Annotated in this window: 25 protein-coding genes; 15 read left to right on the top strand and 10 right to left on the bottom strand. The window is 45.0% G+C overall.

Annotated elements, in window-relative coordinates; all coding sequences use genetic code 11:
• The first annotated feature begins 80 nt into the window (after positions 1 to 80).
• The 6 genes from spaC (at position 81) to M1M80_RS05565 (ending at position 4195) form a co-directional block, all read left to right on the top strand.
• The gene (gene spaC / locus M1M80_RS05590) at positions 81 to 1172 is read left to right on the top strand and encodes a spore coat associated protein SpaC (RefSeq protein ID WP_003239523.1); all 1092 of its coding nucleotides are present in this window, start codon (positions 81 to 83) and stop codon (positions 1170 to 1172) included.
• On the top strand, positions 1162 to 2523 hold the full coding sequence (yheD, locus tag M1M80_RS05585; RefSeq protein WP_060398278.1) for a spore coat associated protein YheD: 1362 nt from the start codon (positions 1162 to 1164) through the stop codon (positions 2521 to 2523). Before spaC ends, yheD begins: the two co-directional genes overlap by 11 nt.
• Positions 2524 to 2674: 151 nt before the next feature.
• Complete coding sequence (locus M1M80_RS05580) at positions 2675 to 2893, top strand: YheE family protein (protein WP_080010759.1); 219 nt, start codon at positions 2675 to 2677, stop codon at positions 2891 to 2893.
• A gap of 210 nt (positions 2894 to 3103) precedes the next feature.
• Positions 3104 to 3307, top strand: coding sequence for a beta type acid-soluble spore protein SspB (gene sspB / locus M1M80_RS05575; RefSeq protein WP_003233287.1), 204 nt, complete (start codon positions 3104 to 3106; stop codon positions 3305 to 3307).
• A gap of 104 nt (positions 3308 to 3411) precedes the next feature.
• Entirely contained in the window at positions 3412 to 3537 is a 126-nt protein-coding gene (locus M1M80_RS05570) for a hypothetical protein (protein ID WP_080428983.1), read from the top strand.
• A gap of 37 nt (positions 3538 to 3574) precedes the next feature.
• Positions 3575 to 4195: an NAD(P)-dependent oxidoreductase gene (locus tag M1M80_RS05565; RefSeq protein WP_060398277.1), complete on the top strand. Its 621-nt coding sequence runs from the start codon at positions 3575 to 3577 to the stop codon at positions 4193 to 4195.
• Between the two features lie 46 nt (positions 4196 to 4241).
• On the opposite strand, the gene bmrD is transcribed toward M1M80_RS05565, so the two are convergent.
• The 3 genes from bmrD to M1M80_RS05550 all read right to left on the bottom strand — a co-directional run bounded on the left by bmrD (position 4242) and on the right by M1M80_RS05550 (position 8298).
• Entirely contained in the window at positions 4242 to 6263 is a 2022-nt protein-coding gene (gene bmrD, locus M1M80_RS05560) for a multidrug resistance ABC transporter ATP-binding protein/permease BmrD (RefSeq protein WP_060398276.1), read from the bottom strand.
• The gene (gene bmrC / locus M1M80_RS05555) at positions 6260 to 8017 is read right to left on the bottom strand and encodes a multidrug ABC transporter ATP-binding protein BmrC (RefSeq protein ID WP_060398275.1); all 1758 of its coding nucleotides are present in this window, start codon (positions 8015 to 8017) and stop codon (positions 6260 to 6262) included. Before bmrC ends, bmrD begins: the two co-directional genes overlap by 4 nt.
• Before the next feature lie 119 nt (positions 8018 to 8136).
• Positions 8137 to 8298, bottom strand: a complete 162-nt coding sequence (locus M1M80_RS05550) for a hypothetical protein (protein ID WP_060398274.1) — start codon at positions 8296 to 8298, stop codon at positions 8137 to 8139.
• Positions 8299 to 8461: 163 nt separating this feature from the next.
• Here M1M80_RS05550 and M1M80_RS05545 point away from each other — a divergent pair, with 163 nt between their 5' ends.
• Both M1M80_RS05545 and nhaC read left to right on the top strand, forming a co-directional pair.
• On the top strand, positions 8462 to 8962 hold the full coding sequence (locus M1M80_RS05545; protein WP_060398273.1) for a universal stress protein: 501 nt from the start codon (positions 8462 to 8464) through the stop codon (positions 8960 to 8962).
• A 123-nt stretch (positions 8963 to 9085) separates the two neighbouring features.
• Positions 9086 to 10447, top strand: coding sequence for a Na+/H+ antiporter NhaC (gene nhaC / locus M1M80_RS05540; RefSeq protein ID WP_060398272.1), 1362 nt, complete (start codon positions 9086 to 9088; stop codon positions 10445 to 10447).
• A gap of 42 nt (positions 10448 to 10489) precedes the next feature.
• Here nhaC and dat read toward each other — a convergent pair whose 3' ends face one another.
• Positions 10490 to 11338, bottom strand: a complete 849-nt coding sequence (dat, locus tag M1M80_RS05535; RefSeq protein ID WP_003239533.1) for a D-amino-acid transaminase — start codon at positions 11336 to 11338, stop codon at positions 10490 to 10492.
• A gap of 285 nt (positions 11339 to 11623) precedes the next feature.
• Between dat and M1M80_RS05530 the strand changes: the two genes are divergently transcribed.
• Positions 11624 to 12472, top strand: coding sequence for a polysaccharide deacetylase family protein (locus tag M1M80_RS05530; protein WP_003239534.1), 849 nt, complete (start codon positions 11624 to 11626; stop codon positions 12470 to 12472).
• 26 nt (positions 12473 to 12498) lie between these two features.
• On the opposite strand, the gene srtN is transcribed toward M1M80_RS05530, so the two are convergent.
• The 3 genes from srtN to M1M80_RS05515 form a co-directional block, all read right to left on the bottom strand.
• Complete coding sequence (gene srtN, locus M1M80_RS05525) at positions 12499 to 13242, bottom strand: sirtuin NAD-dependent deacetylase (protein ID WP_060398271.1); 744 nt, start codon at positions 13240 to 13242, stop codon at positions 12499 to 12501.
• A 74-nt stretch (positions 13243 to 13316) separates the two neighbouring features.
• Complete coding sequence (gene mscY, locus M1M80_RS05520) at positions 13317 to 14432, bottom strand: small-conductance mechanosensitive channel protein MscY (RefSeq protein WP_003239536.1); 1116 nt, start codon at positions 14430 to 14432, stop codon at positions 13317 to 13319.
• Between the two features lie 150 nt (positions 14433 to 14582).
• The gene (locus M1M80_RS05515; RefSeq protein ID WP_003224203.1) at positions 14583 to 14690 is read right to left on the bottom strand and encodes a YhdX family protein; all 108 of its coding nucleotides are present in this window, start codon (positions 14688 to 14690) and stop codon (positions 14583 to 14585) included.
• 233 nt (positions 14691 to 14923) lie between these two features.
• Here M1M80_RS05515 and M1M80_RS05510 point away from each other — a divergent pair, with 233 nt between their 5' ends.
• The 3 genes from M1M80_RS05510 to crcB are packed head-to-tail and all read left to right on the top strand — an operon-like array spanning position 14924 to position 16390.
• Positions 14924 to 15655 carry a glycerophosphodiester phosphodiesterase gene (locus M1M80_RS05510; protein WP_060398270.1) on the top strand — a complete coding sequence of 244 codons (732 nt, stop codon included), beginning with the start codon at positions 14924 to 14926 and terminating at the stop codon, positions 15653 to 15655.
• Positions 15642 to 16037 carry a fluoride efflux transporter FluC gene (locus tag M1M80_RS05505; RefSeq protein WP_003239540.1) on the top strand — a complete coding sequence of 132 codons (396 nt, stop codon included), beginning with the start codon at positions 15642 to 15644 and terminating at the stop codon, positions 16035 to 16037. Before M1M80_RS05510 ends, M1M80_RS05505 begins: the two co-directional genes overlap by 14 nt.
• Entirely contained in the window at positions 16034 to 16390 is a 357-nt protein-coding gene (gene crcB, locus M1M80_RS05500) for a fluoride efflux transporter CrcB (protein WP_060398269.1), read from the top strand. The genes M1M80_RS05505 and crcB overlap by 4 nt, the downstream gene beginning before the upstream one ends.
• A gap of 14 nt (positions 16391 to 16404) precedes the next feature.
• On the opposite strand, the gene M1M80_RS05495 is transcribed toward crcB, so the two are convergent.
• Both M1M80_RS05495 and M1M80_RS05490 read right to left on the bottom strand, forming a co-directional pair.
• Entirely contained in the window at positions 16405 to 17790 is a 1386-nt protein-coding gene (locus M1M80_RS05495; RefSeq protein WP_060398268.1) for a hemolysin family protein, read from the bottom strand.
• 294 nt (positions 17791 to 18084) lie between these two features.
• Positions 18085 to 19266 carry a pyridoxal phosphate-dependent aminotransferase gene (locus M1M80_RS05490; RefSeq protein ID WP_060398267.1) on the bottom strand — a complete coding sequence of 394 codons (1182 nt, stop codon included), beginning with the start codon at positions 19264 to 19266 and terminating at the stop codon, positions 18085 to 18087.
• A gap of 154 nt (positions 19267 to 19420) precedes the next feature.
• Here M1M80_RS05490 and cueR point away from each other — a divergent pair, with 154 nt between their 5' ends.
• From cueR to M1M80_RS05475, 3 genes are all read left to right on the top strand, one after another.
• Positions 19421 to 19852 (top strand): Cu(I)-responsive transcriptional regulator, encoded by a 432-nt coding sequence (gene cueR / locus M1M80_RS05485; RefSeq protein WP_003239551.1) that lies wholly within the window; start codon positions 19421 to 19423, stop codon positions 19850 to 19852.
• 60 nt (positions 19853 to 19912) lie between these two features.
• A complete protein-coding gene (locus M1M80_RS05480; RefSeq protein ID WP_003239552.1) occupies positions 19913 to 21247 on the top strand; it encodes a hemolysin family protein in 1335 nt (444 codons plus the stop codon).
• Between the two features lie 160 nt (positions 21248 to 21407).
• A complete protein-coding gene (locus tag M1M80_RS05475) occupies positions 21408 to 22307 on the top strand; it encodes an NAD-dependent epimerase/dehydratase family protein (RefSeq protein ID WP_003239553.1) in 900 nt (299 codons plus the stop codon).
• A gap of 21 nt (positions 22308 to 22328) precedes the next feature.
• Here M1M80_RS05475 and M1M80_RS05470 read toward each other — a convergent pair whose 3' ends face one another.
• Positions 22329 to 23456, bottom strand: coding sequence for an NAD(P)/FAD-dependent oxidoreductase (locus M1M80_RS05470; RefSeq protein WP_060398266.1), 1128 nt, complete (start codon positions 23454 to 23456; stop codon positions 22329 to 22331).
• Positions 23457 to 23557: the final 101 nt, after the last annotated feature.

The following is a 23557-nucleotide window of genomic DNA, read 5'->3' as shown; positions in this document are numbered from 1 at the left end:
GCTGCGTTCGTCTTACACGTATTTAGCGTAAAGCTGCTGACACCCGCCGGCAGCTTTTGAATAAAAGGGGGAGTCTCACCATGATAACACTTGGTTTTATGTCCTTATCCCGCCAGCATGAAGCGGACTATTCCGCAGAGTTGGCCAAAAGAGCACCCGAATTTGGCATACGTTTCATCCGGTTTACACCGTTTGATATTTTACCTGACACCTTGCGTGTCAAAGCATCGGTCTATCATTCGGCCAGCAGCACATGGAACGAAACTGAAATGGCGATTCCAGATTATATTTATGACCGCTGTTTTTACGGCAAGGATTCACAATCCCAAAAAGCAAAACCGATCGTTGAGTGGCTCAAAAAATATCCGAAAACGGAATTCATCGGGCTGGGTCTTCCCGATAAGTGGACCGTTCTTCATGATCTACAGCAGCACGCTGTGATCAACCCCTATATTCCGGAAACGATGAAGGTGAGCCGCTATGAACAAATCCACTCCTTTTTAACCAAAGAAAAAGCCTGCATCTTAAAACCGGCGTTCGGCGCAGGAGGCAGAGGCGTGATTCTTTTGGAGCTGGGTAAGAAAAACATAACCGCTACTTATCACATCGGAAAGGATAAGCAGACAAAAACCTTTTCCAACCAAACTTCTTTCAAAACATGGTGCAAAAAAGTGCTTCAGCATCAATATTTGCTTCAGCCTTATTTAAATATTCAAGATAAGGAGCAATACCCGTGTGATATCCGCCTCTTCATGGAAAAAAACGAAGCAGGTGAATGGAATACAGTCGGAAAGGCAGTGAGACGCGGATACAAACACGGGCTTTTGGCCAATTTGTCAGGCGGATCTGATGCGCTGACATTCGATTCATGGTTTGAAGATATACCGAAAAAACAGCAAGTGGTCTTACTTGATGACGTGTTCTCGATTACCCAGTCGGTTCCGTATTACCTTGACGAACGCTACGGGCCGCTGTTTGAACTCGGCCTCGATATATGCCTTGCGAAGGACGGGAGAATTTGGATCCTAGATATCAATTCCAAACCGGGCAGGAAATCAATCCTGCGTGTCTCTCCCGAGCAAAAAGAACAGCTGTATACCTGTCCCCTTAAGCGCTGCCAATATTTGTTTTCTGAGCAAAGCCAGAAAGGAGTTCTTCCGCGTGAATCGTAAACGGTTTTTGATCGGCATAGACAAAACCAGTGAAAATACCCTGTTTCTTCCCTCTTCCATGAAGCGAGACGGACTTTTGCATGCCGCATTCGGGACGAAGGTTGTCAGATGCCACGTTTCTTACAGACGGCATCTAGAACAAACCGTGCTTCTCTCAGAAAATCTGTTTCATGAGCTTTTGCTTCCCCACCGAAGCAGGGCTGACATCCTGATTCATGATCATACGGTGCATATCGGGCCTTTAATCGGCATCTTTACGGCAGGTTTTACCGTATCTCTTGAGCGCCCTTTTAAGGATCGTTCCCTCTTTTTTTCTAAGCTTGTTACGTTACACGAGCAAGCAGGAGGCTACTGCTTCGTTTTCGGCGCGCACCAAATCAATTGGGAGGAGGGTACGATTGAAGGGCTCCTATACAGAGAAAACGGCTGGGAGAAAAAAATCGTCCCGCTGCCGAACGTCGTTTATGACCGTTTGCCAAACAGAAAAATTGAAGATTCGCTTCTCTTGCAACATACAAAAAAACGGCTGATTGATGAATATCAAATCCCATGGTTTAATAAAACATTTTTTAATAAATGGAGCGTTCATCAATTGCTCGAGAAAGATCCGAGAACCGCCCCTTTTTTGCCGAAATCCGAGCTGACACCATCTGTGGAGAAAATTGCAGAACTCTGTGGTGCATACAAAAAAGTCTATATCAAACCGGCAAACGGAGCACTCGGCACTGGGATATATCAGCTGACAAAAACAGACGATGGCCTGACAGTGAAACATACAAATGACGCCAAAACGTTTTCTTCAATCGATTATTCCGATGCCGCCGCATTTCTGGCAGAATTTCAAAAACAGCACGATCCGTCTGACTTTCTCATTCAGCAAGGTGTTGATCTGATCAAATTTCAAGGCAAACCAGCGGATTTTCGTGTCCATACCAATAAAAACAGAAAAGGGAAATGGACTGTGACAGCAATAGCCGTAAAAATTTCCGGAGAAAACAGCATTACAACACATCTTTCTAATGGCGGAACTGTTAAAACACTTGCAGAAGTATACGATGATCCCGCTGAAAGAGTTGAGGTCATTAAAAAGCTTTCTGCTGCGGCACTGACGGCAAGCCATGTGCTTCACGATCATATTGAGGGGTTTATCGGGGAGATTGGCTTCGATTTTGGCATTGATCAGAACGGTAAAGTATGGATGTTTGAAGCGAATTCACGGCCGGGCCGAAGTATTTTTTCTCATCCGAATTTGTATCATGTTGATTCTTTAACAAAACGAAGAAGCTTTGAATACGCCTCCTATCTATCCGAGAAGGCGATCACCTCCCATGAAGCGCTGTGGCCTTCGTAATCTGTCCGCTTTTTTTATTAAAGCGGGCCTATCTTTATCTAGAGCTGGGACAAACTGTATCCCAAAGACCTCTTCAATGATGTTCTGAAACAGTGATACAATGAACATAATTCGTTCGTATCCAGGTCAATTGACATCAATTTTAAGGAGCGTGGCCGTAATGATTTCTCATTTCAGCTGGAAACCTTTGTTCCAAAAAGAAAAGCTGCCCGGATGGAGAATTTCGTTTTATTATAAAGGGACCCATTATGAAGGCATCTATCATAAAAGCGGTGAGATTGAATGGGGAAATTTGTTTCCCGCCCGCGCTGACGAGCCTGCTCTTAAAAACGAGATACATGAACTGATGCTTTTTCATATTTATGACTAGCTTAGCCTGAACGGCTAAGCTTTTTTTTATGTCTTCTCAAGATTTACCACTCAATTCTCCGCATGAGTTTCCGGCCATTTTAACATAATACTAGTAACAAGCCGGCAAGCATTGGGTTACGCCGAGACGGCAGTGATACCCGAGACGGGTCCACAGACTGGTGCAACTCCAGTTAACCCAACCATACTAAACAAAAAGGAGATTTTACACATGGCTAACCAAAACTCTTCAAATGACTTACTAGTTCCTGGCGCAGCTCAGGCTATCGATCAAATGAAACTTGAAATCGCTTCTGAATTCGGCGTTAACCTTGGAGCGGATACAACTTCCCGCGCTAACGGTTCTGTCGGAGGAGAAATCACAAAACGTTTAGTATCTTTCGCTCAGCAGCAAATGGGCGGCAGAGTACAATAACAACTCAATATATGGCTATGAGGGCGCGGTTTCCGCGCTCTCTTTATATTTGTCACCCTTTTTTCCTGATCCACATATCCTAGAAAAAAAGGGAGGGAATAAGGGTGTCATTCATCGCCGTTGTGAATTGGGAACTGGTTCAGTTCGTAAGTATATCCTTGATTCATGAATATGTTTCCCATCGTTCTGTCTATTTGTACAGGTATTCTTTCCCGCGCTGTTCAAATTGAGAACATCCTTTTATAATGAGGGCGAGGAGGTTTTTTGATGAAAATCGCTTTATTTGGAGCCAGCGGCCGCGTCGGACAAGCTTTTTTAAAACAAGCTGCCGCAGATGAACAATTTGACATTTATGCTCTGGTCAGATCTCAACCTACTGAACTTCCCCTTCCAAAAGACCGAATCGTTATAGGGAACGCACGCTGCCGGGAAGATGTGAAAAAAGTTATGAAGGATGCTGAAATCGTGATCAGCTGTCTCGGTACAGATGGTGATGATACCCTGTCAGCAGCTTTGACACACATTCTCGACATTATGCTGGAACAGCATATCAAAAGGCTGATTACAATCGGCACTGCAGGCATTCTTGATTCCCGATATGAACCGGGAAAATACCGGTTTGAAACAAATGAATCAAAACGAAAGCTGACCCGCGCAGCCAAGGAGCATGCAAAAGTATACGAAATGCTAAAAGAATCATCTTTAGACTGGACCATCATCTGCCCCACTTACCTCCCGGACGGAACAGCCACCGGCGTTTATCGTGCGGAGCGTGACGTTTTGCCGGAGGGCGGTTCAAGCATTACGGTCGGTGATACTGCTGATTTTCTCTATCGTGAGCTCGTTACAGGAGAGTATGTCGGATACCGTGCCGGACTGGCTTATTAAGTACATATAAAAAACCCAAAACACGATTGTTTTGGGTTTTTGAGCGTTATGCAATGGAATGCTTTTGACCCTTTTGCAGCTCATACATTTGATAATATTGGCCTTTGACCTCCATCAATTCCTCATGGTTCCCTCTCTCAACTATTTCTCCTTTATCGAGGACCAAAATCTGATCCGCGTTTCTGATTGTTGAAAGCCGGTGGGCAATGACGAAGGTTGTGCGTCCTTGTTTGACGACATCGAGCGCCTTCTGAATCACGGCCTCTGTCTCTGTATCAATGTGTGCCGTTGCTTCATCTAAAATCAAAATGGCGGGATCAAACGCCAAAGCTCTTGCGAAAGAAATTAACTGCCGCTCTCCAGAGGACAGCGTGCTCCCTTTTTCAATCACAGGTTCATTAATGCCTTTCGGAAGCTTTTCCAGAAGCGGCTCGGCTCCGACTTGCCGCAATGCTTTTTTGATATTTTCTTCAGTCATTCTCTCGTCATCCAGACTTACGTTAGAACCGATTGTGCCCGAGAATAAGTACGGGTCCTGAAGCACAATGCCCATATGGGATCTGAGTTCCTGTCTTGACATGTTGTAAATGCTTCTCCCATCAATCAGAATATCCCCTTTTTGTGCGTCATAAAAACGAAACAGGAGATTCAAAATTGAGCTCTTTCCTGATCCGGTATGGCCGACGAGCGCTACGGTTTCGCCTTTTTGGGCGGTAAAGGAAATATGCTTTAATACCTCTTCACCTTCTTGATAGGCAAATGACACATCACGAAATTCAACCCGCCCCAGCGCGTGCTCCTTCGCCGGTTCACCCGCTTCTTCCGTATTCTTTTCTTCAAGCAGTTCAAAAACGCGGCCGGCGGAGACCCGTGCAAGCTCCAGCTTTGAAAACTGATTGACGATGCCTGTAATCGGCTGAAATAACCGGTTTAAATAATCGACAAACGCGTACAGCACACCGATGGAAACAACCCCGGCCGCATTCAGGCTTGCACCGCCAAAATGCCAGATCAGACTGACAAACGCAAGGTTCCGGATCACATTGACAAGGTTATGGGACATTAAGGAGTTTAAATTCAGCATCCTGTTTTGAAAGTAAAAATGAGATTCATTTAATTCCTCAAATTCTCTCATCGTTTCCTTTTGATGACGGAAAGCCTGAATAATCGTCATGCCTTGAATGGACTCATTCATTTTTGCGTTAATGTCACTGTTGATCGAACGGATTTTTTGATTGTAATAAGACGCGTATTTTCGGTATATGACCGACCACAGCCAGATAATCGGCACAATTGCCAGACACACAAACGCGAGCTTAACATCCAGCAGAAACAAAGCCGTGAATATCCCGAGCATATAGATTCCGCTTGTCACAAATGTTGACAGCACTGTGACATATAAATCCCTGACGGCCTCCGTATCATTGGTAATCCGTGCAACCACTTTGCCGGCCGGAAGGTTGTCAAAATAGCGAATCGGCATTTTTTGTATGTGCGAAAACACGTCCTGCCTCATCTTTTGGATAATGCGGTTGGCGCTCATCTGCAGCAAATAATGCTGTCCGTATTGAAAGAATACCGAAAAGACGAGCAAGCCCCCATACAGACAGATCAGAAACACCATTCCCTTTATTTCCGGTTGATAGAACTGGAAAAGTTCCTGCTTTGACAGCTTTTCGGCAGCATATGTCCGGCTCTCATCGCCGTTTGTAATCGTCAGCTTTCCGTCAGAAACCGTTCTGTTCCCGTCAAAACTGACCGCCTGATCAACAAAATAAAACGCCATTCCCACTTGATAAATATGCGCTTCTTTTTCTTTAGAAACAGGTCCCTGCATACGGTCCTCTCTGACATAAGAGGCGCCGTGAAACTGAACGGCGTTTTTATCTTTTTCCGCAGCTTCATACCATGTTTTCTCAATGCCAAGGATATGGTCGTCAATCATTTTTTTGCCGATAAACGGCCCGGTCAGTTCTGCCCCGACAGCGATCGCAAGCAATAGGACGGCTGTGATCAGCAATTTTCGATAAAGGAGTGCATATCTCCATAACGTTTTCCCTGTTTTCATGCCCCTGCTCCCCCCTCCTCCGCAGTGAACAGCTGCTGTCTTTCATATTGTTCCCGGTACCACCCATTATTTACCAGCAGTTCCTGATGCGTGCCTCTCTCAGAAATCACGCCGCCGTCCATCACAAGGATCAGATCAGCATGCTCTACCGCGGATAAACGGTGCGTCAAAATAAATGTCGTTTTTCCTTTTCGGTTTTCTCTGATATTGCTGATAATCGCCGCCTCTGTTTTGGCATCTACAGCAGAAAGCGAATCATCCAAAATCAAAATCTCCGGATTCGCCATGAGTGCTCTCGCAATCGAAATTCTTTGCTTTTGCCCGCCGGACAGCGCCACGCCTTTTTCACCGACCATTGTCTCCAGACCGGACGGAAGCATGTGTAAATCGTTTTTAAAGTGTGCTTCGGCAATCGCTTGCTTAACCTCTTCATCACTTGCATCCTGTTTTCCGTATAAAATATTTTCTTTTACCGTCCGTGAAAACAGCAAATGATCCTGCGGCACATATCCGATCCACCCGCGGAGCCGGTCAAGAGGGATCTGCTCAATCGGCACGCCTGAGAATGTGATGCTCCCTTCACCGGCAGGGTACTGGCGCAAAAGCTGCTTAATAATCGTCGTTTTTCCGCTCCCGGTTTTACCGGCAATCCCGACAGTCTGCCCTTTTCGCACTGTAAAAGAAATATCTTGAATATTGCTGCTTGTTGAGCTTGGATATGTAAAGCTGACATGGCTGAAAACGATATTTCCAGGCTCTTTCAATTCAGCTGGCTGCTTTGGCTCTGTCACATCCGGTTCATAAGATAGAGTTTCATTTACCCGGTCTAAAGACGCATTGCCTCGCTGCATCACATTAATGAGTTCACCGATTGCAAACATCGGCCAAATCATCATGCCGAGATAAACATTAAAGGAAACAAGCTCGCCAAGCGTCAGCTCATTCCTGAACACTAGAAACGCTCCGTAGCCGAGCCCAATCAGATAGCTGGCGCCGACAAGCAGCTTCACCGTCGGCTCAAACAGCGAATCAATAAAAGCCACTTTCATATTTTTCTGATAAACATCGGCGGTCATTTCATTAAACCGGCGGACATCGTTTGTTTCCTGTACATACGCGCGAACCACCCGCACGCCTGAAACAGATTCAAGCACCCTGTCATTCAGCGCCCCGAACGCATTTTGGGCCTCCGTAAACCGCTCGTGAATTTTACTTCCGTATAGACTGATTGCAATCGCCATGACGGGAAGCGGGATAATGGCGGCAAAGGTCAGCTTCCAGCTAATCAGTAAACCCATCGTCAAAAAGATCGTCATCATAAACATCGTAGAGTCGACTAACGTCAATATGCCAAACCCCGTCGTTAAACTGACGGCCTGAAGATCATTCGTCCCCCGTGCCATTAAATCGCCTGTACGGTTTTTTTCATAAAACGGCGGTGACATGGCCAGCAGATGTCCCATCAGCTTCGTACGAAGAGTTTTCTCCATCACATTCGCTCCGCCAAACAGCTGATGCATCCAAAAATAAGACATGATATACACGGCCGCCGTCAGCACAAAAAAGATACCGATATAAAACAGCAGCCCTTCCGTAGTAAACGCCCCCGATTTCATATCATCTATGGCGTTCCCCAAGAGCTTAGGCGGAAACATTTCAATTACATTGACTCCTAATAAAAGCACAATCGCAATCGTATAGCGCAGCCAGTAAGCTTTAAAAAACCAGCCAAGCTTTTTCAATACTGAAAACATCGATTCCCATCTCCTCATCAGCCGCCTTCTATTTTTTCCTTGCAGCTTTTTTCGTTCAGTTTGACATGAGCTGCCCTCGCCTTTGTATTTGTCTTCACATCCCATACACCTGTCTTTCCTTAGATTTTGTATATAAAAAAGGCATGAAGCGTCAGCTCCATGCCTTTTCTAACCGATATGATATGCACAGCGCTTTTCAGCGCGCGGCTCGACCAAAAAAACCGTTCAATTAAACAGAACATAGGGTTTGCCGCGCCAATATGAAACTGTTTGATAAACACGCAAATTCCTTGGCATAGCAAACCCTCCTTCCATTCTGATTTCATCTTTTTTCATCATATAAACAAAACCTTTTTTTGTCAATCATGACTTGAATAGGAAAAGGTTAATTGTACTCAAATCCGGGTATTGTGTTGTAAGACGTTTTTTGAAAGGGTGAGAATGATGTTTCATGCTGACCGTATCATTGTCGCGTTTGACGGAAGTGAAAATAGTAAGAAAGCGCTTCAGACAGCCATCGATCTTGCTAAAACCGTAAATGCCGCCATTACCGTCGCCCATTCACATGATATGAAAGACAATCAAACCATCATCGACCCGCCGAGGCCCGCAGCAGGGGCAAGCTATATTGGCGGAAGCATGACAAGTGTTCCTGATCCGCTGATATCAGATGTTGCACCACCTGAGCCAATGATCTATGAAGACCGTACGGAAGAAGTCATCGCCGAAGCCAGAATGATGCTGAATGACCAGCAGGCAAATGGAGATATCGATATATTAGAAGGTGATCCGGCTGAGTCGATTATCGAACATGCAAACCGCATTTCTGCCGATATGATCGTAACCGGAAGCAGAGACCAAAACAGGCTGAAAAAGCTAATATTCGGAAGTGTAAGTGAAAAGCTTTCAGCGAAATCTGATATACCCGTTTTAATCGTGAAGTGAGCACGCCCTGTGCTCGCTTTTTTATATTCATAATTGTGAAAAAACATAGATTTTCGTTTTTTTCTGTTATAATGCTTTCGTGCCCAAAAGCACAAAAGCATTAAAGATATATGGGGTGTTATTTTGGATTCTCAAAAAAAGCTGACGTTTCCGTTAGCCGTCGGTTTATTTATATTCATGTTAGGCATCATTATTTCTTGCTTATTCTTTCTTCATACAGAACCGCATATCCCGCTGTTTCTATGTGTTGTCATGCTTTCAGCAGCCGGTTTATGGTTCGGTTTTTCTTGGAAGACCCTAGAAAAAGGGATTGTAGAGGGAATCAAAAACGGCGTACAGCCAATTATCGTTCTGGCGCTGATCGGCATCTTAATCGGCGCTTGGATGTACAGCGGCGCCATACCGTCCGTGACAGTTTATGCCCTGTCCTTTATTGAACCAAGCCACCTTCTTTTGACAGCTTTGTTTTCATGCATGATCATCAGCACACTTGTCGGCTCAAGCCTGACAACTGTGAGCACGATTGGGGTAGCGCTGATCGGCGTGGCGAGTGCGGCCGGCGTTCCCCTTGAATGGACAGCAGGCGCAGTCATATGCGGTGCTTGTTTTGGTGATAAAATGTCTCCGATGTCGGACACAACCAATTTCGCCGCCGGCATAGGCGAAATACCGATCTTTGAACATATTCGCCATATGATGGGCACTACCATTCCGGCTTTGCTTATCACCATCGTTTTGTTTTACTTTCTCGGTTTATCTGTATCAGCGGATGCTGCTTCAACCGATGATATCCAACATGTCATCACCGGAATAAAGGATGCCGCAAACGTGACACCGTGGGCTCTTCTTTCCCCGCTCTTAGTCGTTTTGCTGGCGATTAAGCGTGTATCTGTAATTCCCGTTCTGACTATCGGAATTATTTCCTCGGGAATTTTGACTGCTATTTTTGTACCTGACAGCAGCTTGCAGGCGTTTATGACAGCTTTGCAAAATGGCACGACGTTCCAAACTGACAATGAAGCGGCCGCAAAAATTATCAACAGAGGCGGACTGCAATCCATGATGGGCTCTGTCTCTCTCATTATGATTGCTTTTGCACTGGGCGGATTGATGGAGAAAATCGGATTGATTTCTGCACTTTTGGAAGGCGTCATGAAAGGCATCCGCTCAAAAGGCCGTCTTGTTGCGGCGACCGTCGGCTCAAGCATCGGCGTCAATCTTGCAACCGGCGAACAGTATTTATCAATATTAATACCGGGACAATCATTTAAATCCTTATATGACAAACAAAACATCCAGCGAAAATTTCTGACAAGATCATTGGAGGACGGCGGGACATTGATTAACCCGTTGATCCCTTGGGGCGTCAGCGGCGCTTTTATGGCGAGCGCGCTTGGTGTTCCCGTCATAGACTATATCCCGTTTACGTTCTTCCTCTATATATCACCGATGATCTCCATTTTGATTGGATTTGTTAAAAAATAAAAAGAGCGCCGCTTGCAAAGCGGGCTCTTTTTTTATGCTTCATTATGAAATGCTTGCGGCCTGCTGAATGCTTTCTTGAAAAGCAGCCTGAAGCTGTTTTGTCACCGGTCCGGGTTTACCGCTTCCGATCGACTCTCCATCGAGCGTCACGACCGGAATGATCTCCGCCGTCGTTGAGGAAATAAAGATTTCTTCCGCCTGTCTCAGCTCTTCCTCACTGACAGGCTTCTCATCAAGCTTGATCCCATTCTTTTCAATCAGCCCTAAAATCTTCATCCGTGTAATTCCATTAAGAATGAGCCGGTTAGCAGGATGTGTCCGCACCGTTCCATTGATAACAACATAAACGTTAGAGGATGTACCTTCCGTGACAACGCCGTCTCTCATTAAAATGCTCTCAAATGCTCCAGCTTCATAGGCTTTTTGCTTTGTCATAACATTATACAGTAAATTCAGACTTTTGATGTCGCATCTCAGCCAGCGAAGGTCCTCATCTGTAATGGCTGCCACTCCGTATGCCTGCTCTTGCTCCGGTTTTTTCACAGTAAATGTGTAAGCAGTCGTCTGCGGCTCAAGTCCTGCTTCATACTGGTGTTTTCGCGGCGCCACACCTCTTGTTGTCTGAATGTATACCGCTCCTTCACTGACCGCATTCTCCTGTACAAGCTTTTGCAGGTCCCACTCGAGATCTTCTATACTGAACGGCAGTGAAATCCCTATTTCAGCCGCACTTCTGAAAAAACGCTCCGCATGCTCGCGCAAGCCGAACAATACCCCTTTGTACACCCTGATAACCTCATAGATACCGTCACCAAACTGATAACCGCGATCCTCCAAATCGATCGATGCTTCGCTGCGCCCAATCAGCTGGCCATTGACTAAAACCTTCATAAAAGCCCTCCCTTTTCGAGATTTTCCCTGATGCTTTTCAAGCTGTTGTTGTCACTTATTCTATCATATTGGACAAGCTGAAAAACAGAAAGATCAAGAGATCTATAGCGGGAAGGAGTTTATTTTTCCCTTAAAATCTGATATTTCGACAAATTCCCTATGTTCTTTCCAGTTTTATTCCTGTATACTTGACTGGTAATACATAGGTTGTAAACATATGGCATCTTCATAAGCTGCCTGCTGTACAGCGATATGTAGAGATTTTATGCCAATGGAGAGATTGTTATGCGACAAACGAGAGGAGACGCTTCTCCTTCTGCAGTTTCGCTTGCTTTTAAATTTGCAAGTTTAGCAGTTTTATGTGTGCTGCTTTTGCTTATGGTGATTTTAGGTTATTCCAACAGCTCATCAAAAGCAAAGGAAGTCACTGTCACAACAAACGGCCAGCTTCGCAATGAGAAGGAAAGCCTGAAGCTGAAAAACGACTCCCCCGATCTGCTGATAAAACATCTGCAGACAAAGCGGAACATGGGAGATAAGACGGTTTACTTAACCTTCGATGATGGCCCGTCAGCCTTTACAAACCGCTTGCTCGACGTACTGAAAAGCGCTGATGTAAAAGCGACATTTTTTATGCTGTCACCGCGGATGAACGAATTCAAACAAGCTGTGAAAAGGTCAGAAAAGGAAGGCCACGCACTCGGTTTACACGGCGTCACCCATAATAACAAATTGTTCTATCAAACGCCGACATCTCCGTTAAAAGAAATGGAGGAGGCGCGTGACACGCTGCAAGATATTACAGGTTATAAAACCGATCTTGTCCGAACGCCATACGGGAGCAAGCCGTCACTGACCGCCTCACAAATCCGCAATCTTGAAAAAGACGGTTTTGTGTACTGGGATTGGACGATCGACAGCATGGACTGGAAATACCGCAATTCAAAATATGTGACTGCAGTATTACAACAGCTTGAGAATATGGAACACGGCCATTCAAGCCGGCCGTATGTGATTCTCATGCATGATCTTCCTGCTACAGTAAACGCGCTGCCGGTACTAATCAATAAACTAAAAGAAAAGGGCTATTCCTTCGGAGTGTTAGAGGACACAATGGTTCCTGTTCACGAATAAAAAAAGTGAGGCGCATAAGTGCAGCCTCACTTTTTTATGCCCAAACTCCGGGCAAACTCTCCAATTTTTTGATGGATGACCATGTCAAACAAGCTGTCGCAATACGTCGGCTCGAGGTTAATGATGACTTTCTTCATGCCGGGAATCCGGCTTGCGTCCTCAGGCACAAACCTCGCCGGAGCAACCTCGAGAGACGTGCCGATGACCAATAAAAGATCTGCTTGTTCCAGTTTTTCATAAAGGGTGTCAAAGTGCAGGACGGCATCGCCAAAGAGAACAACATCTGTTTTTAATACCGTTCCGCAAATCTCCCCATCTTTTCCGGCTGCCGTACACTCCGGCACCTCCCGCTCCAGCAAATAAGGGAGATCATACCGGGCGCCGCATGCCGGACAAGCTGCTGTCTGGATAGAGCCGTGCAGTTCATACACATGCCTGCTCCCGGCTTTTTTATGAAGGCCGTCAATGTTTTGTGTAAAGATATCAACCTGCTTCCCTTGCTTCTCCAGCTCAGCTAAAAGCAAGTGCCCTTCATTCGGTTCAAAGCTGCCGCTCATTTTCATCTGGAACAATTCTTTGAATTTGGGCCAAAACAGACGCGGATAGCTTAAAAAATAATCAAGGCTCATCGCTTCCATTCTTGAGGCATCCTCCGTCCAAATGCCCCCGGCTGAACGAAAGTCGGGAATTCCTGATTCTGTGCTCATTCCCGCTCCGGTCAGCACGACAATTCGCTGCGCTTCATTTAAAATCTTTCTGAATGCTTCCAACTCAACACCGCCTTTTTTTCTCTTATTTTACCATGAAAAAGACTCCGCCTCTGTCAGACGAAGTCTTCCCCTTTTTAAGCCCGTTCCTTTTCCTCTTTATTTAGATTCACTTGGAACGGATCGTTTTGGTGCTTTTGCTTTACAACAACCATTTGGCCGGGATAGGCAAACTCGACACCTTCTGCGCCAAGGATTTCAATGATTTTATAGTTAATGTCCTCTCTAATATCGAGGTTTTCAGCCCAAACCGTTGTTTTTGTATAGAAGTTGAAAAATAAATTGTAATAGCTGTCCGCAAACGTATCAAAATTGACCATGATCGTTTCATTATCAACGCCTTCATGCTCCAAGAGCATTGTTCTGAGAGAACGAATGGAGCGTTCAAGGTTCTCAATCGGCGTAGCGTAGGACACATGAATGGAAAACGTAATTTGGCGTTTGGTCATTCTTGTCCAGTTCGTGATCGCTTCCATCGACAGCGTAGAATTCGGCACCGTTACAAGTGCCCCCTGTGCTGTTCTGAATCTAGTGCTCCTGAAGGTAATATCCTCTACTGATCCGGTTACCGTCGACGTCTCCACCCAGTCACCGATAGTAAACGGCTTCTCAGTAATAATAATGATCCCGCCGAAGAAGTTGCTGATGGTATCCTTCGCGGCAAGCGCAAAAGCCAGTCCGCCAAGACCAAGGCCCGCTACAAATCCGTTGACATCATAATTGAATTCCTGAGCGATCACACTGACACTGAGCGCAATAATGACAAAACGGAGCAATTTGGATAAAAACGGCGCCAGAATATCATCCATGTCCAGCTCGAAGCGCTGATTCACCTTATGGAAGATAAACGACGACGTTGCGGTTAAATTACAAAGCCCCCAGCACAAGAGCGCCACAATCAGTGAACGGTATATTTTGCTGATGACCGGCATTTGCTCGTCTAAAAACGGTGAATAGCGGATCGCTAAAAACAGCCCCAAGGCAACAAAAAACCATCTGGCCGGCTTGTCAAACGCAAGTACCACCTGTTTGAAAATTTCTGTTTTCGGCCGGTTTGTCAAATTAAAAAGCAGATTAAAGAAATATCTTGTAAACAGTTTTCTAAGTATAAGAAACACCAGCAAAATCGCCAAGCTGATGCCGATTTGTATGATTTTATCAAGCGTGAAATATTGCTGCAGATAATCTGGCATGACAGTCTCCCCTCTATCTCAATCGAATGTTTATTATACTAAAAGATTCGTAAAGATGCTCTTCTAAATGTCTCTTTGCAGCACAAAACCCCGGCGGAACGCCGGGGCCAATTCTCAATTCATCTTTTCAGCCAGATTCAATAGGGACAGTCACTTACTTTTTTTCGTTTGTGTCTGATCAAGGAGAGTTGCTTTTTGCATTTCAGCATCCGTTTCGGCTTTAATTCTTTCCTCCACTCTAATTCTCCCTTTTCCCATGATCTCGCCTCCTTTTTTGCTATTATAAAGGATCAGAATTTGTTGTGAACATGTCGAAAGACCTAATTTTCTGCCGAAATATGCTCTGATACGCTGAGTGTCTTTTTTTAGTTATACGCAACGCTCAGCCCGGACGATTCCGATCTGGCAGAAAAAATTCACCAGTTTGTATCGCCGCGCATATATGGATTTGATACAATAACAGAAATGCCCATACGAGGAGCTGACTGAGCTTGTACACCATTGCCCATCGCGGAGCATCCGGCTACGCTCCGGAAAATACGATTTCCGCCTTTGACCTTGCGGTGAAAATGAATGCAGATATGATCGAACTGGATGTCCAGCTTACTAAAGACAGGCAGATTGTTGTGATACACGATGACAGGGTTGACCGAACAACAAACGGATCGGGTTTTGTTAAGGATTTTACATTGGAGGAATTACAGAAGCTCGATGCAGGAAGCTGGTACGGCCCCGCTTTTCAGGGAGAGCGTATTCCAACCTTGGAAGCGGTGCTCAAGCGCTACCACAAAAAAATCGGCCTTTTAATTGAATTAAAAGGCCATTCATCTCAAGTCGGAATTGAAGAAGAAGTGGGACAGCTGTTAGGGCAATTTTCTTTTTCTATTAATAATATTGTCCAATCCTTTCAGTTCCGCTCCGTCCAGCGGTTCCGCGAGCTTTATCCATCGATTTCGACAGCAGTCATTACAAGGCCCAATTTCGGCATGCTGTCCAGAAATCAGCTGAAGGCCTGCCAATCTATCGCAAACTATGTCAATATAAAATACACACGACTCAACCGGCTGATGATCGCTTCCGCCCATAAAAGCGGCTTAAAAGTATTTGCATGGACTGTCAATAATCAAAAGGCAGCAGCAAAATTACAAGCCATGGGCGTGGACGGCATCGTAACAGACTACCCGGATTTCATCAAAAAGGATGGCAAACATGAAAATATATAGCGCGGTTTTTATCGGGGGCGCGCTTGGCGCCTGCCTCCGATACGGATTAAACATGTGGATGCACACCGGTCCGTTCCCGGCAGCAACCTGGCTGGAAAACGCGGCAGGCAGCCTTCTATTAGGCATTCTGACCGGCTTTTTTATGGTCAGGGCAAAACGGCCTCTGCTGTCGGCTTTTTTAGGCACGGGTTTTTGCGGCGGCTTTACAACAATGTCCACATTTTCTAAAGAAACGGTGATGCTTTTGCAAACACAATCCTCACTGGCTGTTTTGTATATGGCAGTCTCATTGATATCAGGAATCGTTCTTGCTCTGATTGGCGTTCTGGCGGGACGGCGCATTGCAGGCATTCAGCAAAGAAAGGGGCTGCAGGAAAGATGACACTAGCGGGTATCTTCATAGCGGGCGGACTTGGTGCGATGCTGCGCTTCTGGCTTGGCAATGTCATAACCGCTAAAACCAAAGGCCTCAGCCTGCCCATTGGCATATTAACAGTTAATATTCTCGGAGCTCTCGGGCTCGGAATGTTTACAGGGCTTCACGTTACGAATGCTTCGGCCTCCCTCATCATCGGCACGGGATTTTTTGGCGCCTTTACGACCTTTTCCACTTTCAGTGTTGAAAGTGTTCAGCTCCTGCTGGCCAAACGCGTAATGGAAAGCATCCTGTACATCGCCCTGACGCTTTGCGGGTCGCTTTTGGCATTTTGGTGCGGCTGGACAATCGCAGCGTAAAAAAAACCTTGAGCTTATTTCTCGCTCAAGGTTGCACTGTTCAGCATCACAGGCTCGGGCATCGGCAGCGTATGGTGCGCAGTAACCCCGATTGTGTTGCCAGCCTCTTCTTTTATATCGATTTGCTTGATTAAGCGGCCGTCCATCTTCAGCACCTTTATCGTATATGAACCGATGCGGATGGATTCACCAGCCTCAATATCGATGTTTTCTTTCAATATCAGCCCGCCGATCGTATCGACGTCTTCTTGAATTGATGCGCCAAGAAGGCTGTTCACCTGATCGATTCGAACCTTTCCATCCATCACATAATGGCGGTCGCCAAGCTTTTGGATCAGCGGCTGTTCATCTTCATCAAATTCATCCCTGATCTCGCCGACAATTTCCTCAAGAATATCCTCAGTCGTCACAAGTCCCGAGGTCCCTCCGTATTCATCCGACAATATGGCCATATGAATGCGTTCGCGCTGCATTTTAATCAGCAAATCATGAACCGGGATGGTTTCAATCACTTCGATTACGGGCCGCACATACGGATGAATCGTCATCTTCATTCGTTCCTCTTCTGTCATAAACAGCAAATCAGAAAACAAATGCTTCGTATTGACCAAACCGATGACACTGTCTTTGTCCCCGTCTGTCACAGGCCAGCGCGTGTATTTTTCCTTCAGCATGACTTCAAGCATCTCGGCCATCGTCATCTCTGTTGATACAGCGGCCATTTCCTTCCGCGGTATCATAATTTCTTTGGCGATCCGATTATCAAATTCAAAAATCTTATTCACATATTTATATTCAGACGGATTAATCTCTCCGTTTTTTAAACTCTCAGACAACAGCATTCTAAGTTCTTCCTCAGAATGGGAACCATCATGTTCTGACGCAGGCTTTAAACCGAACATGCCGCATAAAAGCCGCGCCGATCCATTGAGGATCCAAATAAACGGAAACAGGAGCAAATAGAATAAACGCAATGGACCCGCTATCAGCAAGGTCAGCTGTTCTGCCTTTTGAATCGCGACCGTTTTCGGGGCCAGTTCGCCCACAACAACGTGCAGGAACGTGATCAAGGCGTACGCGACTGCAAAAGAGACTGCATGAGAAACCGATTCCGGCAGGCCGAGCGGTTCAAACAATGGTTGCAGCAGCCGTTCAAATGCCGGCTCCCCCAGCACGCCGAGTCCGATTGATGTCAATGTAATGCCCAGCTGGGATGCGGATAAATATTCATCCAAATCTGTAATGACACGCTTTGCGAGTATCGCCCGTTTGTTTCCTTCCGTTATAAGCTGATCAATTCTGGATCTCCTTACTCTAACAATCGCAAACTCGCTTGCAACGAAAAACGCGGTTAAAGCAATGAGCACGCCAATTAAAATCAGACTGTCAATATCGTCCATTTAACCTTATCCTCTCATCAAAGGATAAGGAGTCACCTCCTGATATAATCATTTTTCCTTAACATTGAGGTACGCGGTGTATTGTTGCCTAAGCAGAGGGCCCCATCATACCACCTCCAAGTCAAAGTTTGATTATAAATTGTATATTTTATTGTAACACAACTCATTCCAAAAATGATTTTTAATTTTTAGACTTTTATTATGGAGCAGGCTGTTTGGATTGGAAAAGGAGAGATAACGTGAATATGAAAAAAGAAAACAGCACTCAAAGCCGTTTTCTTTTTCTTTTTTTTCCTAAGCAAAATCTTTATATAAAGAAACGAAAATATCCCGTGAGTTTTTAATCTGCTCGATCGGCACACTGAAGGATAAACGGAAGTGCCCTTTCATTCCAAAACCGCTGCTCGGAACGATTAATAATTTGTATTTTTGGGCGGCATGGACGCAAAATGCGACTTCATCTTCAATTGGCGATTTCGGAAATATGAAAAAACCGCCCTTCGGCATTTCAAATTCAAAACCGGCTTCTTTTAAAATGCCGACCATTAAATCCCTGCGCTCTTTATAAGCGCTTGCGTCTACTCTTAAATCATCCATTCTTGCCACAGCCCGCTGCATCATGACAGGCGCATTCACAAATCCAAGCGTTCGATTACAGAACACAAAAGCGTTGATCAGAAGGGCGACATCCGGCATCTTGCTGTCTAATCCGATATACCCGAGCCGCTCTCCGGCTATGCCGAGATCCTTACTGAATGAGCTCGCCAAAATCACACGATGATACGATTGAAACGGATTTGCCAGCTCTTCATCATAGATTAATTGACTGTACGGTTCATCAAACAGCACATAAATCGTCTGTCCGCTCTTCTCTTCTATTTCTTTTAATAAAGCGCCTAAATCATCTATATTTTTCTGGCTGAGAACAGTGCCTGTCGGGTTATGAGGTGTATTGAGAATCAGCCCTTTCGTCTTTGAGGTAATCGATTGTCTCACCGCCTCAATATCAATCTCAAACCGGGACGTCAACGGGCAGCTTACAGCTTTTCCCCCGTAGTTCTCAATATACAATTTATACTCGGCAAAATAAGGTGCGAGAATAATAACCTCTTCACCCGGGTTTACGATACTTTTTAACGCGACATTCAATGCGCCGCCTGCGCCTACCGTCATGACGACTCGTTCCGCCGAGAACTCGGCTTCAAAACGTGACCCCAGAAATTGCGCTACTTTTTCTCTTGCTGCCGGAAGCCCTTGATTTTGTATGTATCCGTGATTGCCTTTGGCAGCTTCCTCTATTAATGCTCTCTTAAAAGCTTCAGGCGGTTCAACAACCGGATTTCCGATTGAAAAATCAAATACCTGGTCATCCCCGAACTCTTTCTTCAGCCTTGCGCCTTCATCAAACAGCTTGCGGATCCATGATCCTTTATTTAAGTTTTCTTCAATTTCCCGGGATAACCCAGCCAATTTCATCTGTCCCTTCCGCATAAAAAATTTGAAAATTCTATCTTTCTATGTTACTTCAATCAGAATATGAATTCCACAACTTCCAGTATACGTCTGTAAAAACAATAAACTTGTGCAAGACACCGTTCATATATTAAACTATTCTCATAACTATAACGTGATGGTTGGGAGGGATATAGATGGGGCTGAGACATATCGTATCAGTGAACTAGCGGCACTTGCCGGAGTAACGAAACGAACAGTTGATTATTATACGAATCTCGGTCTGCTTACGCCGGCCAGATCCTGTTCAAATTACCGTTACTACGATGAAAACGCACTAAAACGACTCATATTTATTGTAGATTGCAAGAAGCAGCGATTGGCCCTGTCCGATATTAAAGATCGACTGGAGAACCAGTTTCCCTCTTCAGCTAAACTTGATGATGAAATTGGAAATCTGGCATTAGAAATTGATCATATGAATCAAAACATCTCCGGAATCTTGCATCGGTTTGAACGGCTGAAGCCCGAGGAGCGTGACAAGCTGAAAAGCAAGCTCCCGCCCGAAAAGCTCGCCGTGTTCCAATCATTTATGCTGCTGTTAAGTTAAAACCATTTTATCTAACAGGAGGTGTTACCTTCATTCTCATTGCTAGGATGAAGGTTCTAATTGGACATAGTGAATTTGATTTTTGTCGCTGTTTTAATCGCCCTGACGGCATTTTTCGTGGCATCTGAGTTTGCCATTATCAGAATCAGAGGCTCACGGATTGATCAGCTGATCGCGGAAGGAAATAAAGCAGCAATAGCCGTAAAAAAAGTGACCACGCATCTTGATGAATATTTATCTGCGTGTCAGCTCGGAATTACATTGACTTCCATTGGATTAGGGGTTTTAGGTGAATCAACGATTGAAAGGATGCTTCATCCGCTTTTCGTACAATTAAACGTTCCAGGTTCCCTTTCACATGTCATATCGTTTATTTTTGCGTATGCCATTATCACGTTCCTGCACGTTGTTGTCGGAGAACTTGCACCTAAGACAGTCGCTATCCAAAAGGCGGAAGCAGTGTCTATGCTGTTTGCGAAACCGCTGATTTGGTTTTACCGCATTATGTTTCCGTTCATTTGGCTTTTGAACAATTCCGCACGGTTATTGACAAAAGCATTTGGCCTGGAGACCGTTTCAGAAAACGAACTGGCTCACTCTGAAGAAGAGTTGCGCATCATTCTGTCTGAAAGCTATAAAAGCGGTGAAATTAACCAGTCAGAGTTTAAATATGTGAATAAAATCTTTGAATTTGACGACAGGCTCGCGAAGGAAATTATGATTCCGCGGACCGAAATTGTCAGCCTTCCGCATGATATAAGAATTTCTGAAATGATGGACATCATTCAGATTGAAAAATATACCCGCTACCCTGTGGAAGAGGGCGATAAGGATAACATTATCGGGGTTATTAATATTAAAGAAGTGCTGACCGCCTGCATCAGCGGCGAGGTATCAGTTGATTCCACGATTTCACAATTCGTCAACCCGATCATTCATGTCATTGAATCTGCGCCGATCCAAGATCTGCTTGTCAAAATGCAAAAAGAAAGGGTCCACATGGCCATCCTGTCTGATGAATACGGCGGGACTGCCGGGCTCGTAACGGTTGAAGACATCATTGAAGAAATTGTCGGCGAAATCCGCGATGAATTTGATATTGATGAAATTAACGAAATTCGCAAAATCGGCGAAGGCCATTATATTCTTGACGGAAAAGTGTTAATCGACCAAGTAAACGACCTGCTCGGCATTCATTTAGAGAACGAAGAAGTCGATACAATCGGCGGATGGTTCCTTACCCAAAAATACGATGTTGAAAAAGACGATTCTATCATCGAAGAAGGCTGCGAATTTATCATCAACGAAATCGACGGCCACCACGTCGCTTACATTGAAGTGAAAAAGCTCGCGACAGAAGAGCTGATCGAAGCTGGAGAACCGAAAGAAGCGTAATATAAAAAGGCACCTTTTATTGAGGTGTCTTTTTTATTATGTTTTGTCTTAACATTCCTATTCTTCTCCTATGAAAACTGCTGCTAATAAAACGGTAATCCTCGGGAATTCTAATCAGGGGACTGGATCTCATTTAAAAGCGAGAAAAAGGAGTGAAAACATGAAAGTAGTGGTAACTGGAGCAGCGGGTAAAATAGGACGGTGGGCCGTAAGAGCAATATTGGAGGCCGGCCATGATGTAACAGCGTCAGATCGGTTATTAAGAGAAGAATCAGCATCGAAAAAATTTATTCAAGCAGATTTGCGGGATTATGGCCAGGTATGTCAGCTTATTATGGGCTGTGATGCTGTGGTCCACCTTGGGAATATTCCGACCGATGTCAGGAATACCTCCCAGGCGATATTTGAAAATAATATGCTCGTCAATTTTAATGTCCTGGAAGCCTGTAAAGATTTTAAAATCCCTAAGCTGGTATGGGCTTCAAGTGAAACGGTGCTGGGATATCCGTTTGTCCCGAAAGAGCTCAGCTATCTTCCTGTAGATGAGGAGCACCCGACGATCGTAAAATCATCTTATGCCATGGCAAAACGGCTGACTGAAATCCTCTCAGACATGTATTCAAAACTTACCAATACACAAATCGTCACCCTCCGTTTTGCGAATATATACGAGCCTGATGAGTACGAAAAAATCCCTGGCATGCACTGGAACGAGCAGCAAAAAGATATACAAAAGAAAAATGCATGGGCCTATTGTGATGTCAGAGATGCTGCACAAGCTTGCCTTCTTGCAGTCGAAAAAAACAATCTCGGAAACGATGTCTTCCATATTACTGCGCCGGACACCATCATGAAAGAACCGAGCGAAGACTTAGTTAAGCGGTTTTTCCCGGATGTCTCTTTAAAAAGAGATATAAAAGGATATGAAACGCTGATGGCAATTGATAAAGCGAAAAAGATCCTTGGTTATGAACCGCGTTATACATGGCGTAATGTGTTAAATAATGACGGTTCACTCAAAGCACTGCCAGAGGATCAGCTGTCATTGTCAAACAAATAAACACCAAAAAGCAGCAGATGTTCAATGAACTTCTGCTGCTTTTTTTATATCATAATCCTCTAAATTGATATCTACATCCATTTTGAGAGCCAGCTTCGCCAGCTGTTGCCCCATATAGGGCCCCATAGTCAATCCTGACGATCCAAGCCCATTTGCTGCTATTATCCCGTCCCAGCCGGGAAGACGTCCGATCACCGGCACATCACCTGGGGTAAAAGGGCGTAAACCGACTCTTGCCTCCTGAAAGGTGCTGTTTTCTAAACCAGGAGCCATTTCTAACCCCTTGTTCAACAACTCCTGCAGCCCGCCGGCCGTTATCCGTACATCATGTCCTTCTATGTTATCTTCACGAGTCGCTCCGATGGCCATTCTCTTGTCAGCATAAGCTAACAGATATTCCTTAGAAGGCGGCATCACAGCAGGCCAGCTTTCCATATTGTTTGCGGCCGGAACCTGCACATATATGATTTGCGCTTTTTGCACGCTTACTTTGAAGTGAATGCCTAAAGGTGCCAGCAATTGGTCTGCCCATACACCGGCACAAACAATCACCTCGTCAGCAGCATAACTTTCATCACCGACGGTTACGCCTGTCACTCGTTTTGAATGATATTGAAGCTTGGCATCGCCTGTTAAAAAAACGGCTCCCATTCTTTGAGCAGAACGAACTAATGCATCTCTCAGCACTTCACCATCCACTCGGGCTGCTCCGCTTATATGAATGGAATGGTACCGTTTAGCCAGCATCGGAAACATGCCAGCGGTTTTCATTTCAGAAAGAAAGGAAATCTCACCGATTTCCGGGGCATCTAGTTTACGTTCCTGCACCCTTTTTTCAATTTTCTCTATCTTTTCTTTCTCGTGATGTACACTAAGAGCACCAACAGGAGCATAACCCGTTTCTTTCTCGCCTTCTTTTCTAAGCTCCTCTATGAAACAGGGGTAAAAGTGCGCTCCTGCCTTCGCCATCCTGTACCACGCCTCATTTTTCCTAGGTGACAGCCATGGACAAATAATGCCTTTCGCCGCATGGGTGGCCTGTCCCTTATCTTTCCGATCTATAACAAGAACCTCAGCCCCCATTTTGGCTAACTGATATGCTGTTGACGCTCCTAAAATCCCAGCCCCTACTACAATGATTTTTTTCATTTTCCGTAACCTTTCCCAATAATCAGTTCCTCAATTAGTATAGCTAATTGCCGAGGAACTTATAAACAATCGGGAAACCAGTGCGTGAAAGTAATGATGGT

It is taken from the genome of Bacillus inaquosorum (assembly GCF_023238325.1).
GTDB classification, from domain to species: Bacteria; Bacillota; Bacilli; order Bacillales; family Bacillaceae; genus Bacillus; species Bacillus inaquosorum.
This window is presented reverse-complemented; position numbering and strand designations above follow the sequence as displayed.

Coding starts and splice junctions, on each gene's coding strand:
- M1M80_RS05505 (WP_003239540.1), top strand. CDS start 15,642: ATGAAAATATATAGCGCGGTTTTTATCGGGGGCGCGCTTGGCGCCTGC.
- mscY (WP_003239536.1), bottom strand. CDS start 14,432: ATGCCAGATTATCTGCAGCAATATTTCACGCTTGATAAAATCATACAA.
- bmrC (WP_060398275.1), bottom strand. CDS start 8,017: ATGTTTTCAGTATTGAAAAAGCTTGGCTGGTTTTTTAAAGCTTACTGG.
- M1M80_RS05530 (WP_003239534.1), top strand. CDS start 11,624: ATGCGACAAACGAGAGGAGACGCTTCTCCTTCTGCAGTTTCGCTTGCT.
- M1M80_RS05495 (WP_060398268.1), bottom strand. CDS start 17,790: ATGGACGATATTGACAGTCTGATTTTAATTGGCGTGCTCATTGCTTTA.
- spaC (WP_003239523.1), top strand. CDS start 81: ATGATAACACTTGGTTTTATGTCCTTATCCCGCCAGCATGAAGCGGAC.
- dat (WP_003239533.1), bottom strand. CDS start 11,338: ATGAAGGTTTTAGTCAATGGCCAGCTGATTGGGCGCAGCGAAGCATCG.
- bmrD (WP_060398276.1), bottom strand. CDS start 6,263: ATGAAAACAGGGAAAACGTTATGGAGATATGCACTCCTTTATCGAAAA.
- M1M80_RS05490 (WP_060398267.1), bottom strand. CDS start 19,266: ATGAAATTGGCTGGGTTATCCCGGGAAATTGAAGAAAACTTAAATAAA.
- M1M80_RS05545 (WP_060398273.1), top strand. CDS start 8,462: ATGTTTCATGCTGACCGTATCATTGTCGCGTTTGACGGAAGTGAAAAT.
- M1M80_RS05470 (WP_060398266.1), bottom strand. CDS start 23,456: ATGAAAAAAATCATTGTAGTAGGGGCTGGGATTTTAGGAGCGTCAACA.
- M1M80_RS05515 (WP_003224203.1), bottom strand. CDS start 14,690: ATGGGAAAAGGGAGAATTAGAGTGGAGGAAAGAATTAAAGCCGAAACG.
- cueR (WP_003239551.1), top strand. CDS start 19,421: ATGGTTGGGAGGGATATAGATGGGGCTGAGACATATCGTATCAGTGAA.
- crcB (WP_060398269.1), top strand. CDS start 16,034: ATGACACTAGCGGGTATCTTCATAGCGGGCGGACTTGGTGCGATGCTG.
- M1M80_RS05475 (WP_003239553.1), top strand. CDS start 21,408: ATGAAAGTAGTGGTAACTGGAGCAGCGGGTAAAATAGGACGGTGGGCC.
- sspB (WP_003233287.1), top strand. CDS start 3,104: ATGGCTAACCAAAACTCTTCAAATGACTTACTAGTTCCTGGCGCAGCT.
- M1M80_RS05565 (WP_060398277.1), top strand. CDS start 3,575: ATGAAAATCGCTTTATTTGGAGCCAGCGGCCGCGTCGGACAAGCTTTT.